This window comes from Nonomuraea sp. NPDC004580, from assembly GCF_040609855.1.
In the GTDB taxonomy this organism is placed as follows: domain Bacteria; phylum Actinomycetota; class Actinomycetes; order Streptosporangiales; family Streptosporangiaceae; genus Nonomuraea; species Nonomuraea salmonea.
Genome location: NZ_JBEXLH010000004.1, coordinates 162,737 through 176,902 on the forward strand (window position 1 = coordinate 162,737; position 14,166 = coordinate 176,902).

The 14,166-nt window shown below is 70.7% G+C and carries 16 protein-coding genes; 10 read left to right on the forward strand and 6 right to left on the reverse strand.

Annotated elements, in window-relative coordinates; genetic code table 11:
• Nucleotides 1–8 precede the first annotated feature (8 nt).
• Genes ABZW11_RS07895 through ABZW11_RS07905 form a run of 3 tightly spaced genes read right to left on the reverse strand, consistent with a single transcriptional unit; the run spans nucleotide 9 to nucleotide 3,090 of the window.
• Entirely contained in the window at nucleotides 9–881 is an 873-nt protein-coding gene (locus ABZW11_RS07895; RefSeq protein ID WP_355413860.1) for a carbohydrate ABC transporter permease, read from the reverse strand.
• The gene (locus ABZW11_RS07900) at nucleotides 878–1,819 is read right to left on the reverse strand and encodes a sugar ABC transporter permease (protein WP_355413862.1); all 942 of its coding nucleotides are present in this window, start codon (nucleotides 1,817–1,819) and stop codon (nucleotides 878–880) included. The genes ABZW11_RS07895 and ABZW11_RS07900 overlap by 4 nt, the downstream gene beginning before the upstream one ends.
• Entirely contained in the window at nucleotides 1,816–3,090 is a 1,275-nt protein-coding gene (locus ABZW11_RS07905; RefSeq protein WP_355413864.1) for a glycoside hydrolase family 125 protein, read from the reverse strand. The genes ABZW11_RS07900 and ABZW11_RS07905 overlap by 4 nt, the downstream gene beginning before the upstream one ends.
• A gap of 143 nt (nucleotides 3,091–3,233) precedes the next feature.
• On the opposite strand from ABZW11_RS07905, the gene ABZW11_RS07910 reads away from it, so the two are divergent.
• Together ABZW11_RS07910 and ABZW11_RS07915 are read left to right on the forward strand one after the other, a co-directional pair.
• Entirely contained in the window at nucleotides 3,234–4,355 is a 1,122-nt protein-coding gene (locus tag ABZW11_RS07910) for a GntR family transcriptional regulator (protein ID WP_355413866.1), read from the forward strand.
• A gap of 14 nt (nucleotides 4,356–4,369) precedes the next feature.
• Nucleotides 4,370–5,419, forward strand: a complete 1,050-nt coding sequence (locus tag ABZW11_RS07915; RefSeq protein ID WP_355413868.1) for a glycoside hydrolase family 76 protein — start codon at nucleotides 4,370–4,372, stop codon at nucleotides 5,417–5,419.
• On the opposite strand, the gene ABZW11_RS07920 is transcribed toward ABZW11_RS07915, so the two are convergent.
• The gene (locus tag ABZW11_RS07920; RefSeq protein ID WP_355413870.1) at nucleotides 5,411–5,794 is read right to left on the reverse strand and encodes a VOC family protein; all 384 of its coding nucleotides are present in this window, start codon (nucleotides 5,792–5,794) and stop codon (nucleotides 5,411–5,413) included. The genes ABZW11_RS07915 and ABZW11_RS07920 overlap by 9 nt on opposite strands.
• Before the next feature lie 100 nt (nucleotides 5,795–5,894).
• Complete coding sequence (locus ABZW11_RS07925) at nucleotides 5,895–6,662, reverse strand: helix-turn-helix domain-containing protein (protein ID WP_355413872.1); 768 nt, start codon at nucleotides 6,660–6,662, stop codon at nucleotides 5,895–5,897.
• Between the two features lie 53 nt (nucleotides 6,663–6,715).
• Between ABZW11_RS07925 and ABZW11_RS07930 the strand changes: the two genes are divergently transcribed.
• Nucleotides 6,716–7,135 (forward strand): alpha/beta hydrolase, encoded by a 420-nt coding sequence (locus tag ABZW11_RS07930; protein WP_355413874.1) that lies wholly within the window; start codon nucleotides 6,716–6,718, stop codon nucleotides 7,133–7,135.
• Here ABZW11_RS07930 and ABZW11_RS07935 read toward each other — a convergent pair.
• Entirely contained in the window at nucleotides 7,117–7,899 is a 783-nt protein-coding gene (locus ABZW11_RS07935; RefSeq protein ID WP_355413876.1) for a hypothetical protein, read from the reverse strand. The two genes, ABZW11_RS07930 and ABZW11_RS07935, sit on opposite strands and share 19 nt — an antisense overlap.
• Before the next feature lie 317 nt (nucleotides 7,900–8,216).
• Between ABZW11_RS07935 and ABZW11_RS07940 the strand changes: the two genes are divergently transcribed.
• The 7 genes from ABZW11_RS07940 (at nucleotide 8,217) to ABZW11_RS07970 (ending at nucleotide 14,156) form a co-directional block, all read left to right on the forward strand.
• Complete coding sequence (locus ABZW11_RS07940; RefSeq protein WP_355413878.1) at nucleotides 8,217–9,440, forward strand: histidine kinase; 1,224 nt, start codon at nucleotides 8,217–8,219, stop codon at nucleotides 9,438–9,440.
• An 11-nt stretch (nucleotides 9,441–9,451) separates the two neighbouring features.
• Nucleotides 9,452–10,150, forward strand: coding sequence for a response regulator transcription factor (locus tag ABZW11_RS07945; RefSeq protein WP_355413880.1), 699 nt, complete (start codon nucleotides 9,452–9,454; stop codon nucleotides 10,148–10,150).
• Nucleotides 10,147–10,434, forward strand: coding sequence for a hypothetical protein (locus ABZW11_RS07950; RefSeq protein WP_355413882.1), 288 nt, complete (start codon nucleotides 10,147–10,149; stop codon nucleotides 10,432–10,434). The genes ABZW11_RS07945 and ABZW11_RS07950 overlap by 4 nt, the downstream gene beginning before the upstream one ends.
• A 275-nt stretch (nucleotides 10,435–10,709) precedes the next feature.
• Nucleotides 10,710–12,137, forward strand: a complete 1,428-nt coding sequence (locus tag ABZW11_RS07955; RefSeq protein ID WP_355413884.1) for an amidase — start codon at nucleotides 10,710–10,712, stop codon at nucleotides 12,135–12,137.
• A 10-nt stretch (nucleotides 12,138–12,147) separates the two neighbouring features.
• Nucleotides 12,148–12,393 carry a hypothetical protein gene (locus ABZW11_RS07960; RefSeq protein ID WP_355413886.1) on the forward strand — a complete coding sequence of 82 codons (246 nt, stop codon included), beginning with the start codon at nucleotides 12,148–12,150 and terminating at the stop codon, nucleotides 12,391–12,393.
• A gap of 115 nt (nucleotides 12,394–12,508) precedes the next feature.
• The gene (locus ABZW11_RS07965) at nucleotides 12,509–12,742 is read left to right on the forward strand and encodes a hypothetical protein (protein WP_355413888.1); all 234 of its coding nucleotides are present in this window, start codon (nucleotides 12,509–12,511) and stop codon (nucleotides 12,740–12,742) included.
• 85 nt (nucleotides 12,743–12,827) lie between these two features.
• On the forward strand, nucleotides 12,828–14,156 hold the full coding sequence (locus tag ABZW11_RS07970) for an FAD-binding oxidoreductase (protein ID WP_355413890.1): 1,329 nt from the start codon (nucleotides 12,828–12,830) through the stop codon (nucleotides 14,154–14,156).
• Nucleotides 14,157–14,166 lie beyond the last annotated feature (10 nt).

The following is a 14,166-nucleotide window of genomic DNA, read 5'->3' on the forward strand; positions in this document are numbered from 1 at the left end:
GAGTCATGTCATTGCAGGCCGGAGCCGGTGAAGGCCAGACCTCGGGTGAGGTGGCGCTGCGCGAAGGCGAACAGCAGGAGCGTGGGCGCCATCGCGACGATGGATCCGGCCATGAGCGGCCCGTAGTCGGTCTGCCGGTTGAAGGAGAAGGCGGCCAGGCTCATCTGGATGGTGTTCATGTCGGGGTCGTTGAGCACGATCAGCGGCCAGAGGAAGCCGTTCCAGCCCGCGACGAACGTGAACACCGCGAGCGTGGCCAGCGCGGGCCGGCACAGCGGCAGGTAAATCTTCCAGAAGATGCGGAACTCGGGGCAGCCGTCCACGCGGGCCGCCTCGCCGAGGTCCTTGGGCAGGGACAGGAAGAACTGCCGCATCATGAACACCGCGAACGCGCCGACCGCGCCCGGCAGGATCACCGCCCAGTACGTGTTGAGCAGCCCGATGCCGCCCTGCCCGGCGATGTCGTTGCCGCCCGCCAGCGGCATGCTGCGGACGATGACGAACGACGGCACCAGCGTCACCACGGCCGGCACCATCATCGACCCCAGCAGCAGCCGGAACAGCACCTTGCTGCCACGGAACGGCAGCCGCGCGAAGGCGTACCCGGCCATCGCCCCGAGCAGCAGGTTGGTGACCACCCCCGCCACGGCCAGCAGCATCGAGTTGGCGAAGTGCCGGGCGAACGGCACCGCGGTGAACGCCGTCCAGTAGTGCTCGAAGGTGATCGAGCTGGGCAGCCACTTGATCGGCAGCGCGATGATCTCGTCGTCCGGCTTGAGCGACGTGCTCAGCGACCACAGGAACGGCAGCAGCATGAACGCCCCGACGACGGTGAGCACCCCGTAGAACAGGGCGATCCTGATCCGCCTGGTGATGGTCATGTCTCGTCACTCCGGTTGATCCGCATGTTGATCACGGTGACCGCCACGATGATGAGGAACAGCGTGAACGCCTGCGCCGAGGCGTAGCCCATCTGCAGCCGGTTGAAGGCGGTCTCGTAGATCTGGTAGACGGGCGTGAGCGTCGAGTTGCCCGGGCCGCCCTTGGTCATCACGTACGCCTGGTCGAACAGCTGGAAGGCGCCGATCAGCGACAGCGTCGTGACGAACAGCGTGGTCAGCCGCAACTGCGGCCAGGTGACGTGGGCGAACGTCGCCCACCGGCCGGCGCCGTCGAGTGCGGCGGCCTCGTACAGGTGGGCCGGGATGTTCTGCAGCCCGGCGAGGTAGATCAGCATGTTGGAGCCGACGCCCTGCCAGAGCGTGACCAGCACGATCGACACCATGGCCGTGCTGCTGTCGCCCACCCAGGCCGGGCCCTGGATGCCGAAGAAGCCGAGGATCTCGTTGATCGGGCCGTAGTGGCTGTTGAGCATCCACGTCCACACGGTCGCGGCGGCCACCGGCGAGGTCACGACGGGGATGTAGTAGATGGTGCGGAAGACGCCCATCGCCGGCAGCCTGCTGTTGAGCGCCACCGCGAGCAGCAGCGAGACGGCGATCATCAGCGGCACGAACATCACGCAGTAGAACAGGATGTTCTTGAGCGTGACGAAGAAGGTGGTGTCCTCCATCAGCCTGGCGTAGTTCTCCAGGCCGGCCCACGACGGCGGCGTGAACACGTCGTAGCTGGTGAAGCTCAGGCCGAGCGCGCCGGCCACGGGCAGCACGGTGAAGATGACGAACAGCACCATCGGCGGCGTCGCGAACAGGACCCCGGCCCGCGCCTGGTGCCGCGACAGCGGCGAGCGCCCGGGCTTGGCCTGGCCGGGGGAGGCCCGGCCGCCGACCGCGGGCGGGCCGGCGATCGTCTGGGTCATGGCAACGCCACCTCCATGGCGAACTGCGCGTACAGGCTGTTGGCCCAGCCGAACCAGGGGCGGGTGAACACGCCGGGGTCGTCGGGGTCGAAGCTCTCGTGGATGTAGCCGGTGCCGGCCGTGGTGGCGGCGAGCATGGTCAGCAGCTCCGCCTGCTCGTCAGCGTCGGTGCTGGTCAGGCCCTGCATGGCCAGCGACATCGGCCAGACCTGTCCTGGCTTGGTGTGCGGGCTGCCGACGCCGCGGGCGTGCCGGCCCTCGCTGTAGTACGGGTTGCCTGCGCTGAGCACGAAGGCCCTGGTGTTGCGGTACGTCGGGTCCGTGGCCGGGCGGTAGCCCAGGTAGGGGATGGACAGCAGGCTCGGGATGTTCGCGTCGTCCATCAGCAGGTGGTTGCCGAGGCCGTCGGTCTCGTACGCGTAGATCGGGCCGTGGCGCGGATGGTCGACGATCGCGTACCGGCGGATGCCGTCCTCGATCTGGGCGGCCAGCGCGGCGGCGGCGTCGGCGAGTGCCTGGTCGGCGTAGAAGTCGCGGGCGAAGGCCGCGACGTGGCCGAGCACGACGACCGCGAACATGTTGGCCGGGACGAGGAAACCGTGGGTGCAGGCGTCGTCGCTGGGCCGGAACGCCGAGCGGACCATGCCCGTGTAGCCGCACGCGGGGCCGCGTCCCTCGTTGACGAGTGTGTCCGTGGGCTGCTCGGGGTGCGGGCGTTCGAAGCTGTAGGGGGAGCCGTCGGGGTGCTGCTCGGCGCGCATGGTGGCGACGGCGACGGCGAGCATGCGGTGCACGTCCTCGTCGAAGACCTCGGCGTCGCCGGTGGACGTCCAGTAGAGGTGCAGCAGCCTGAGCGGATGGCACAGGGAGTCGAGCTCCCACTTGCGCTCCCAGACCCAGGGGGTCAGCTCGGTGTGGTCGTCCTGGTGGCCCTGGCCGTCGGGGGTCTCGTTGAAGGCGTTGGCGTACGGGTCGAGCGCGACGTAGCGGGCGTGCCTGCGGATCACCCCGCGGACCATCGCCCGCAGGTCGTCGTCCGCGGCGGCGTGCCGGACGTACGGCTCGATCTGTGCGGCCGAGTCGCGCAGCCACATGGCCGGGATGTCGCCGGTCAGCACGAACGTCGTCCCGTCAGGGAGCCGTTTGACCGTGGTCTCCAGCGTGTTGAGGAAGCACTGCCGGAACATGGCGGCGGCATCGGGGAACCGGGGCGCCAGCAGCGTGCGTACCTGGTCGGCGACGTCGAGCAGCACAGAGGGGACGGCGTTCACGCGTTTCCCTTCGTGAGGTGCGTGAGATGTCATCTGAGGGAAACGTAGGAATCAAGTTGGCATAAGTCAATATGTTTGATGTATCAATTTATGAGATGATATATACTTAGATACGGTGACATACCAAGTGGTGAAGGGGAAGAGTGGCTGCGAGAGGCCCGCTCCTGTACGAGCGGATCATCGATTACCTCCTGGACGAGCTCCGGCGGGGAGCCCTGGCTCCCGGCGACCGCGTCCCCTCGGAGATGGAGCTGGCCGAGCGGTTCGAGGTCAGCCGGATCACCTCGAAGAAGGCGCTGGAGGTGCTGCGCCAGGCCGGCGTCGTGCACCGGATCCGCGGCAAGGGCTCGTTCGTGGCCCAGGAGCCGCCCGATCTCGACGCCCTGACGCTCTCCCCGGCCGGCGCGGCGGTCCAGGAAGGCGAGCGGGTGCCGGGGACGATCGCCATGATCTATCCGGACGCGTCCGAGGCGTACGGGCTCGAGCTGCTCTGCGCGGTGGAGGAGCGCTGTGCCGAGCGCGGCATCACGCTGGTCGTCAAGCGCACCCGCGGCAGCCAGGAAGAGGAGGAGAAGGCCATCGAGTCGATGGTCGACGCAGGGCTCGCCGAGGGGCTGATCGTCTTCCCCGTGCACGGGGAGTACTACAACGCCGGGCTGCTGCGTACCATCCTCGACGGCTACCCGCTCGTCCTCGTCGACCGCTATCTCGCCGGCATCCAGGTGTGCGCCGTGCACACCGACAACGTGGCCGCCGCGCGGGCCCTGACCGAGCGCGTGCTCGACCAGGGGCACCGGCAGGTCGCGTTCGTCTCGCCGCCACCGGAGAACACCTCCAGCATCGAGGAACGGCTGGAGGGCTTCCGCGCCGCCTTCGCCGGGCGCGGCCTGTCCCTCGGCGACGCGCGCCAGCTGACCGGCCTGTCCAGCACCCTGCCCGGCGCGTTCACCCAGGAGAACGTGCTCGCCGACGTCGAACGCATCCGCGCCTTCCAGGCCGGCGAGCCCGGGGTGACCGCGTTCGTCGTGTGCGAGTACAACCTGGCCCGCGTCATGGACAGGGCCATCGCCGGCGCCTCGCCGCGCCCCCTGATCGCCTGCTTCGACTCGCCGCTCGACCCGATCGCCGGGCCGGAATTCCTGCACGTTCGCCAGGACCAGCGGGAGATGGGCCGGCAGGCGGTGGACCTGCTGCTCGCCCAGGTGCGCGGCGAACCGGTGCCGCCGCGCTCCATCGTCCCCTTCTCGATCGTCGAGCCCAGCTGACCCACGGAGGACCTTTGACGCCCCCTGCCCTCTGGAACGACCGCGCCGAGCTGGCTCAGCGCAGCCTCGACCACTACTTCGCCGCCCCCGGCGACCAGCTCTTCCACAACTGGCACCCGCTGGAGCCCGGCGACGACGACGTCTTCAACTACTGGTGGCTCGCGCACGCCATGGACGTCCGGATCGACGCCCACCGGCGCAGCTCCGACCCCGCCAGGCTCGACCAGGCCGCCGCCATCCTGGCCGGCATCCGCCGCCGCAACGGCGGCGCGCTGTTCAACGACTACTTCGACGACATGCTCTGGCTCGCACTCGCCACCCTGCGCCTGGCCGAGGCCACCGGCTCCGCCGACCTGCGCGGGGACGCCGTCGTGATCTGGCAGCACGTGCTCGACCACGGCTGGAACGACCACGAGGGCGGCGGCATCGCCTGGCGCGTCCAGCAGCCGTACTACAAGAACACCCCCGCCAACGCGCCGTTCGTCATCCTGTCGGCCCGGCTGCACCGCGCGACCGGCGAGGCCCGCTACCTCGAGTGGGCGGTCAGGACGATGGACTGGCTGGAGGACGCGCTGGTGCGGCCCGACGGGTTCGTCGAGGACGGCGTCAACCGGCAGGAGGACCACGCCATCGACGTGGACTGGCGCTTCACGTACAACCAGGGTCTGTACGTCGGCGCGTGCGTCGAGCTCGCCCACGCCCTCGACAAGGACGAGCACCTCGCCCGCGCCGCCCGCACGGCCAGGACCGCGATCACCGAGCTGGCCTCCGACGGCGTCTTCGCCGACGAGGGTGAGGGCGGCGACGAGGGCCTGTTCAAGGGCATCTATTACCGGTACGCCCACCTGCTGGTCTCGGTGCACGACGTACCCGACGTCCGCGACTTCCTGCTGGACAGCACCGAGCGGCTGTGGGGCTCGTGCGTCCGCGACGGACTCCTGCTGGCCGGCCAGGACTGGAACCGGCCCCCTGGTCCCAAGGTCTCCCTGTCGGCGCAGCTCAGCGCCGTGATGGCGACCGAGGTATGCGCTGCCCTGGCCACCACCACGGCCGGCTCAGCGTAGGGGACCGGTGATGATCCACAGATGCCCGAACGGGTCCCGGATCCGTCCCGACCGTTTCCCGTAGGGGCGATTCTCGATCGGAACGACCACCTCGGCGCCGTGGGCGATCATCCGTTCGCCCACGGCGTCCGCATCCTCGATCTCGACCTCGATGAGCACCGGCGAGCCGCCGAGGTCCTCGGGTGATCGCCACCCCCACGCCTGAACGGCCGGCGACACCCGAAACGATCCCCCTTTGACGCGGTGCTCGATCATGCTCGGCCGGCCGTCCTCGGCCGGGGGAGCGGTGAACACCTGCTCCGCACCCAGGGCCGCCTGGTAGAAGGCGGAGGCACGGACGGGGTCGGGGACGATGAGACGTGGAAAGAGCATCATGCGCCCATCGTCCTGGCGGTCCGGATCCAGGGTCTTGAAGATTCGGGAACGCCCCTCGGCGAACGCGCCTTCCGCGGGACCTGGTAGGGCCGGTGCATCGTCAGGCGGCCAAGCCTTCGGTGCGTAGCCACTCCGTCGGTGTGCATCCGGCCATGGCGCGCCATTCCCGGGTGAAGTGCGCCTGGTCGGCGAAGCCCGACTCCGCGGCGATCGTCGCCAGGCTGATCGTTTGAGTGCGGGCGGCTGCTGCGAGCGCGCCGCGTGCGGTTTCGAAGCGCAGGAGCCGTTGGTACCCCTTTGGGGTCACGCCCAGCGCGGCGCGGACCGTACCGCTCAGGTGGCGGCGGGAGCATCCCAGGAGGCCGGCCGCCTCTTCCACTCTCGCGGTGCTGGACAGCGCCTTCAGCGCGGCCCGTACATCCCGCCCTTCGGCATGCCTTTGATGCCGTGCCCAGCCGGTGAGCAGGGCGTTCTCGACCAGGGCGCGGCGTTGCGGCCACGACCGGCAGGCCGCCAGTTGCTCGGGCAGGTGCGCCATCGCCGGGGACACGTCCGCGAGGTCGGCGATCTGCCCGCTCAGCTCCGACGCCGGTACGCCCAGCAGCGCTCCGGCTCCCAGCGGGCTGAGCGTCAGCCAGACACCGCGCGTACCGCCCCGTTGCCGCAGCTCGGCGGCGTCCAGGTGCAGCCCGGCGACGGCGGCGCTGAACCGCCGCGGCGGTTCCGGCCGTTCGAGCCAGGCGATCTCGACCGCGTCCGACTCCGGGATGGTGACGGTGATCGTGGACGAGGGCAGCCCGCGGTGCGCGCTCGGGCCCAGCTCGTACGGGCTCAACGCCACCACGAACGAGGCCAGGGCGTGAGTCATCACTCCACAGTACGGGTTCGTCGCCAGTTGGAAGGATGGGGACATGTACGTCGATGAGGTCGGGCACGCAGGCGAAGCCACTGCGGTTCCCCGGGGCGACGCTGGGGCTCCTCGCCGCCAGCGCGCCGCTCGCCAGGCAGGAGTGGTTCGCGAAGCTCCAGGCCAAGCAGTTGTTCATCCCGGACGAGCTGCTGGCCGACTACGTCCGTGACAGTGCGCGTACGAGCCGGGCGACCCTGCTCGCGAGCGTCGGCGAGAACATCCGCTTCACCCTTCCCACCGGATGGTCCGAGTTCGGGAATCCGGTGCTGGTGATGGTGGGGGAGCGCGAGCGCGGGTTGATGCACGCCTCCGCCCGTGCCATCCACGACGCAGCCCCCGGCAGCCGGCTCATCACCGTACCGGACTGCGGCCACGGCATCCCCCTCCAGTGCCCGGACCTGTTCGCCGACCATCACCCCTTCGGCCCGTAAGCCGTCATGAGGACGTACACGACAGCGAGAACTCCGACCAAGACCAGAGCACGCCTGGTCGGCGGCGGCCCGGCCCGCAGCAGCGAGAACCCGAGGGGGATGAGGGCCACGCAGAGACCGCCCACGGCGAGGAAGGACTGCGGGATCTGGGTGCCTTTGAGCGGCCCGAGCGCGAGCATCGCCATCAGACCGAGCGCCACCGACCGCCCCAGCCCCAGGGCACCGGACCGATAGGCGCCGACGGCCAGCACGACCCACCCGAAGAACGCCGGCCCCGAGATGGCCCTGAACGGATGCCACCGCGTCTCGCCCCAAGCCGTGTAGTAGGCGTCGACACCGTCGAGCATCATCCGCAGACCGAGACTGTCGGTGAGATGAAAGGCCAGGTGATCGGTCCCGAACTGGAAGATCCTGGTGAACAGACCCACGATCACCAGACATCCTCCCCACATCCCCCACAGGGGACTGGTGGCGGCGATCCGCTGCGCCAGCGTCACGACCCCCGGCCACAGCATGATGAACCCGGCCGCGAAGCAGGTGTAGGCGGCGGTGATGAGCGCAGGGTGCTGGCTGTAGGCGATGAGCTGCTGCGGAACGAAGAAGTGAAACGGCGAACGCAGCAGCGTCCCCGCCATGATCAGGAGAGGCCCGCCGATCAGCGACACCGCACTGACCCACCGCCCAGGGAACGGGTGCTGCCTTTCCAGGCCGGCCGCGGCATTGGCCTGCCGCCGCTCCCCATCGCTCTGCCGCCATCGCGCCACACGCCGCTGGATTTGGGACATCATTCGGTTCCCGCCCGTCCTGTCGCTGCCTCCCGGCACGATCCGCCGGGTCCAGCAGCATCGTCGCGAGCAGGACGAGGTGAGCGCGTCTGTCCCAGGTCGCATCTTTCCGCCGGTCAAGCGCCGGCGCTACGACCCCGGTCAGACGTGAGACGCCCCGGTCGTGGTCAGCCGACCCCGTACGGACGCGAGAGGTCGCACCGCACACGGGGACCGGTGGTCGGACCACGGTTGGATGCGGAAAGTCCGACCGTGGTCAGATGCCGGGCCGGGTGCGGGGGCGATACGGTCCGGGCATGAAGTGGGGCGGGCAGCGGCTCGATGGGTGGATCGTCACCGACGTGGTGACGGCGATCGTCGTGGCGCTGATCATCAGATACGCCGTCGCCGATCCTCCTGGGCCGTCGTCGTGGTGGCCGGCCTGGGCGGCGTGGCCGATCGGGGCGGTCCTCGCCCTGCCGATCGCCGTACGGCGGCGCGGATCTCGTGCCGTGCTCGCCTTCGCGGCCGTCACGGCTGTGCTGGCGACCGTGGCCGGCGCCGTGGCGGCTGGCGCGATCTGGGTGACGTACGTGCCGGCCGCGCTCGTCCTGTACCTCGTGGCCTCCACCACTTCGCTGGCCTGGTCGGCGGCGAGCCTGGCGGCATGCGCTTCAGGCGCGGTCACAGCGGTCCTGATCTTCTACGAGCAGGTGTTCCCCGGTCTCGAGCCCGCGGCCGGGCCGAGCGAGCTGCCACCCGCGTGGCCGATCGAGATCGGGGTGATCTCCGTGCTCCTGATCAGCGCGGGGGCCGTCGGAGCGGCCGTCCGCTGGAAACGGGACACGACCGCACGCCTCGTCCGCCACCTTTCGGAAGCGGTCGTGGCCGACGAGCGCCGCCGCATCGCCCGAGAGTTGCATGACGTCATCGGCCACAGCATGAGCCTGATCGCCGTCAAGGCCACCGTGGCCAACCACGTCGCCGACGCCCGCCCGCAAGAGGCCCGCGCCGCGCTGGCCATCATCGAGCAGACGAGCAGGAGCACGCTGACCGAGATCCACCGAGTGCTCGGCCTCCTCCGCTCCGACGGCGACCCCCGGCTGCCCCAGGAGGAGACCCACCTGCCCGTCCCCGGCGTGGCGGACCTGCCCGGGCTCGCCGACCACGCCCGCTCGGCCGGAGTGGAGGTAGACCTCGCCGTCCACGAAGAAGCCGAACTCCCACCCACGGTGGCGATGTCGATCTACCGCATCGTCCAACAAGCCCTGACCAACGTCATCACCCACGCCGCACCCACCCACTGCTCGGTGACCGTGACCATCGACCCCCGAGAAACCACGATCGAGGTCCTCGACGACGGCCCCCGCCAGGGTCGCCCACCCCGCACCGGCCACGGCGGCCACGGCGGACACGGCCTGATCGGCATGCGCGAACGAGTCAAAGTGTACGGAGGCACCTTCAGCGCGGGCCCCAGGCCCGAGGGAGGTTTCCGCGTGGCAGCTCGCCTCCCGTACGACGACAACGGCACCGCGACATGACCGGTGGCGACATGACCCGTGACGCCGCTCCGCATGAGTCGTCACCGACCATCCGGGTCCTGCTCGCCGAGGACCAGGTGCTGGTGCGCGACAGCCTCAAGGTCCTCATCGACGCCACAGCGGGGCTGGTCACCGTGGGAGAGGCGGGCACCGGCGCCGAGGCCGTGCGCCTGGCCCGCCGGCTGCGCCCCGATGTCGTCCTCATGGACATCCGCATGCCCGACATGGACGGCATCGAAGCGACCAGCCGCATCTGCGCCCACCCCGACGGCGTCCGCGTCCTCATCCTCACCACCTTCGACCTGGACGAATACGTGTACGGCGCGCTACGCGCGGGAGCGAGCGGCTTCCTCGTCAAGAACGCCACAGCGGAGGAGCTCCTGGCCGCCATCAGAGTCGTCGCCGCCGGCGAGGCCCTGCTCGCGCCCTCGGTGACCCGACGCCTCATCGCCGACTTCCTCTGTGGATCCCGCTCCACCCCGGCCGTGCGCGACCTGGGCAGCACCACCCAGCGCGAACGCGAGGTGCTCACCCTGATAGGCAGCGGCCTGTCCAACACCGAGATAGCCGAGCACCTCCACCTCACCGTCGGCACGGTCAAGACCCACGTCGGCCGCCTGCTGTCCAAGCTGCACGCCCGCGACCGCGCCCAACTGGTCATCGCCGCCTACGAAGCCGGCCTCGTCACCGTCCCGGACAACCACCGATGACCAGCAGGCCCGAAGCCGAACTCACCACCACCCCGGTCGGGCTCGTGACGCGGCCGGTCCCAGGAGGGCGGGTCGTGGTCCGAGACGGCGTCGCCCTCCTCGCCGAACGCCTCCAGCGCGCCGCCGACGAAGGCGACCTGCCCGCCGGCCACGACCCCGGGCTGCTCGCCCGCTCCCTCGTGACCGTCGCCAACGGCATCGCCGTCCAGGCCGCGGGCGGCACCCCTCGCGACGAACTGCGCCGGGTCGCCGAGCTGGCCCTGCTCCAGTGGCCGAGCCCATAAGCAAGAAACATGTCCTCTGTCGACTGGACAAATGCCACGGTTTGTGGCCAGTGACGTGATGGGCGGTCTGTTCTGACGAGAATTGAGATGTCTCTCTCGTTGCAGGCAGCGGAGTTTCATGCCTCGCCAGAGCCGAGATTCGCCCGACAGCTCTTCTGACCTGCGGTGAAGCCATTTCCGGCGGAGCTGCCAGGGGGCCATTTCCGCTTCTCCGGTAAATGCCGGTGACACGTGCCGGGATCAGCATTCCTGGCAATCCAATAGAGTCCTCCGCCATGGATACGAAATACCAGTCGGCCGAAGAACTGGCGGTCGCATTGCGGGCCGGGGAAGTGAGCTCAGCAGAGCTGACGGACGACGCGATCGCCCGGATCGAGCGCGACGACGAGGTGACCAACGCGATCTGCGTACCGGACTTCGACCGGGCGAGAGCAGCGGCGCGAGACGCCGACCGGGCGCGCGCCCGCGGTGAGGAGCGGCCGCTGCTGGGCGTCCCGGTGACGGTCAAGGAGTCGTACGACGTCGAAGGGATGGCCACGACCTGGGGCATGCCGCAGCACCGCGACTTCATGCCGGCCGAGGACGCGGTCCAGGTGCGGCGGCTGAAGGAGGCGGGCGCGGTGGTGCTCGGCAAGACCAACGTGCCGCTGGGCCTGCAGGACATCCAGACCTTCAACGACCTCTACGGCACCACCACCAACCCCTGGGACCGCGACCGCACCTCAGGCGGCTCGTCCGGCGGGTCGGCGGCGGCGCTGGCGTGCGGGTTCGGGGCGCTGTCGATCGGCTCCGACCTGGCCGGTTCGCTGCGTACGCCCGCCCACTTCTGCGGCGTCTACGCGCACAAGCCGACGCTCGGGCTGGCGGCGACCCGCGGCATGGCCCTGCCGAAGGAGCCGCCGGCGGAGCTCGACCTGGCGGTCGTCGGTCCGATGGCGCGTACCGCCCGCGACCTCGCGCTCCTCCTCGACGTCATGGCAGGTCCCGACCCGCTGACGCACGGCCTGGCGTACGAGCTCAAGCTGCCGCCCGCCCGCCGCGACCGGCTCGGCGACTTCCGGGTCCTGGTCCTCGACGAACATCCGCTGCTCCCGACCGGCTCGGCCGTGCGGGCGGGCGTGCACCGGGTGGCCGCCGCGCTCACCGACGCAGGCGCCCGCGTCGAGTGGCACAGCCCGCTGCTGCCGGACCTGGCGGAGGCCGCGAGGCTCTCCATGCAGCTGCTGATCTCGGGTGCGGTCGCGCGCTTTCCCATGGGGGCGCACGAGCACGTCCCCGACGACCAGAGCCTCGAGTCCGTACGGCTGCGCGCCCTGACGCTCAGCCACCGCGACTGGCTGAAGGTGAACAGCCGACGCGAGGCCCACCGGCACGGCTGGCGGGCGTTGTTCGCCGAGTTCGACGCCGTGGTGTGCCCGGTGACGCCGACGCCGGCGTTCCCGCACGACCACAGCCCCGATCCGATGCGGCGGCGCATCGACATCGACGGCACCGACTACCCGTACTTCGACCAGCTCGTCTGGGCCGGCCTGGCCACCATGCCCGGCCTGCCGGCCACCGCCGTCCCGGCGGGCGGATCCCCCGAAGGGCTGCCGGTGGGCGTGCAGCTCATCGGCCCGATGTTCGAGGACCGCACCCCGCTCCGGCTGGCCGAGCTGCTGGAGCAGGAGATCGGCGGCTTCCAGCCGCCGAAGGCACGATAGCGTCGAGGACATGATGATCGAGCTGGACGTCCACGTGGACGGGGGTCGCACGCTGCACGTCTACGACACCGCTCCAGGCGACGGCGAGCGGCTGCCGGTCATGTGGCACCACGGCACGCCGAACCTCGGCGCGCCTCCCGAGCCGCTCTTCGCAGCGGCCGACCGGCTGGGGGTGCGCTGGCTGGCGCTCGACCGGCCGGGCTACGGGGGCTCCGACGTGGCGCCGGGGCTGGACGGTCGCGTCCGTCGCCGGTGACGCGGCGGCCGTCGCGGACGCGCTCGGCATCGGCGGGTTCGCCGTCGCGGGCTATTCGGGCGGCGGCACCTACGCGTTGGGGTGTGCCGCGCTGCTGGGTGACCGTGTCCGGGCGGTGCTGAGCCTGGCCGGCATCGCCCCGTACGGCGCCGACGGTCTGGACTGGTTCGCCGGGATGATCCCGTCCGGGGTGGCCGCGCTGGGCACGGCGGCGGGCCGGAAGGTACGGGCGGCCTGGCTGGCCGAGCACTGCCCGGCCGCCGACCTGCGGCTGCTCAAGGGCGACAGCCACTTCACCGTCGTCACCCACGCCGAAGCCGGCCTGGAGTGGCTGTGCGGCGTGGCGTAGATCACGTCACCGCGATGTCACAACGAGCGGGCGGCCGGCATCTTCTGCTCGACCGGGAACAAGCCCGGCGTGTGGAAGGAGCACCATGAACGCCCTCTTGGCCACCACTTTCGGCGGCGACGTCATCGAGCCTGGCACGGCCGGCTACGAGGAGGCCGCTCGCACGATGCTGGTCCCCGGCAGTCCGGCCTACGTCCTGCGGCCGGCGAGCGTGGCGGACGTGCAGGCCGCTGTCCGGTTCGCCGCCGACGCGGGTCTGGTGCTGTCGGTGCGCGGCGGCGGTCACGCCTTCGCCGGTTTCGGCACCAATGACGGCGGCGTCGTCCTCGACCTCGCCAGGCTCGCCGACGTCGAGGTCATCGACGAGGCACGTCACATCGTCCGCGTGGGCGGCGGCGCCACCTGGGGCCGGGTCGCGGACGCCCTGGCTCCGCTGGGCCTGGCGATCTCCTCGGGAGACACCAGGAGCGTGGGGGTCGGCGGGCTGACGTTGAGCGGCGGCATCGGCTGGAAGGTCAGGAAGCACGGGCTGACCCTGGACAGCCTGGTCGCCGCCGAGGTCGTCACCGCCTCCGGTGCGGTGCTGCGCGCCGGCGTGGAGGAGAACCCCGAGCTGTTCTGGGCGCTGCGGGGAGGCGGCGGCAACCTCGGCGTGGTGACCGCCTTCGAGCTGGCGGCGCACCCGACGACGGACGTCTTCTTCGGCGCGATCACCTTCCCTGCCGCGGAACTGGCAGAAGTCCTCCAGGGCTGGGCGGCCTGTATGCGAACGGCCCCGGACGAGCTGACCTCCATCGCGAGCTTCGCTAACCCCTTCGAGGGCGGCCACGAAGCGCCGGTGAGGATCCAGGTCGCCTTCGACGGCGACGACGCCGAGGCGGCCGCGAAGGCCATCGGCCCGATCCGCGCTCTGGGCACGGTGCTGAGCGACGACGTCGCGCTCCTGCCGTACGCGGACATCCTTGAGGAGGGCCAGGCCGCGCCGCCCGGCATCCGGCTGCTCACCCGCAGCGCGTTCGCCGAGGCCAGGTCGGTGCGCCAGGTCCTGGAGCTGCTCGCGGAGATCGGGGCGGCGCAGGGCTCACCGTTCATCTCCGTCCGCAGCGTCGGAGGCGCGGTCGCCCGGATCCCCGACGACGCCACCGCCTACGCCCACCGTCAGGCGGAGCTGATGTTCGTGACCACCGCGGCCGGGCCGGAGCCGATCGTCGAGGCGGCCCGCCCGGCCCTGGAGGCGATCTGGGCCAGGCTTGCGCCCCACGTCAGCGGGGCGTACGCCAACTTCCTCACCTCCGCCACGCCGGACGACGTGGCCGCGGTCTACCCGCCGCGGACCCTCCGGCGGCTCGCGGCGGTCAAGCGCCGGCACGACCCCCGCAACCTGTTCTCCCGCAACCACAACGTCCGCCCGTGAACGAGCGCCC

Excerpts from the sequence above, each read along its gene's own strand:
- ABZW11_RS07920 (WP_355413870.1), bottom strand. The coding sequence starts at position 5,794 with ATGATGCTCTTTCCACGTCTCATCGTCCCCGACCCCGTCCGTGCCTCC.
- ABZW11_RS07960 (WP_355413886.1), top strand. The coding sequence starts at position 12,148 with ATGATGATCGAGCTGGACGTCCACGTGGACGGGGGTCGCACGCTGCAC.
- ABZW11_RS07950 (WP_355413882.1), top strand. The coding sequence starts at position 10,147 with ATGACCAGCAGGCCCGAAGCCGAACTCACCACCACCCCGGTCGGGCTC.
- ABZW11_RS07955 (WP_355413884.1), top strand. The coding sequence starts at position 10,710 with ATGGATACGAAATACCAGTCGGCCGAAGAACTGGCGGTCGCATTGCGG.
- ABZW11_RS07945 (WP_355413880.1), top strand. The coding sequence starts at position 9,452 with ATGACCCGTGACGCCGCTCCGCATGAGTCGTCACCGACCATCCGGGTC.
- ABZW11_RS07925 (WP_355413872.1), bottom strand. The coding sequence starts at position 6,662 with ATGACTCACGCCCTGGCCTCGTTCGTGGTGGCGTTGAGCCCGTACGAG.
- ABZW11_RS07970 (WP_355413890.1), top strand. The coding sequence starts at position 12,828 with ATGAACGCCCTCTTGGCCACCACTTTCGGCGGCGACGTCATCGAGCCT.
- ABZW11_RS07900 (WP_355413862.1), bottom strand. The coding sequence starts at position 1,819 with ATGACCCAGACGATCGCCGGCCCGCCCGCGGTCGGCGGCCGGGCCTCC.
- ABZW11_RS07895 (WP_355413860.1), bottom strand. The coding sequence starts at position 881 with ATGACCATCACCAGGCGGATCAGGATCGCCCTGTTCTACGGGGTGCTC.
- ABZW11_RS07940 (WP_355413878.1), top strand. The coding sequence starts at position 8,217 with ATGAAGTGGGGCGGGCAGCGGCTCGATGGGTGGATCGTCACCGACGTG.
- ABZW11_RS07930 (WP_355413874.1), top strand. The coding sequence starts at position 6,716 with ATGAGGTCGGGCACGCAGGCGAAGCCACTGCGGTTCCCCGGGGCGACG.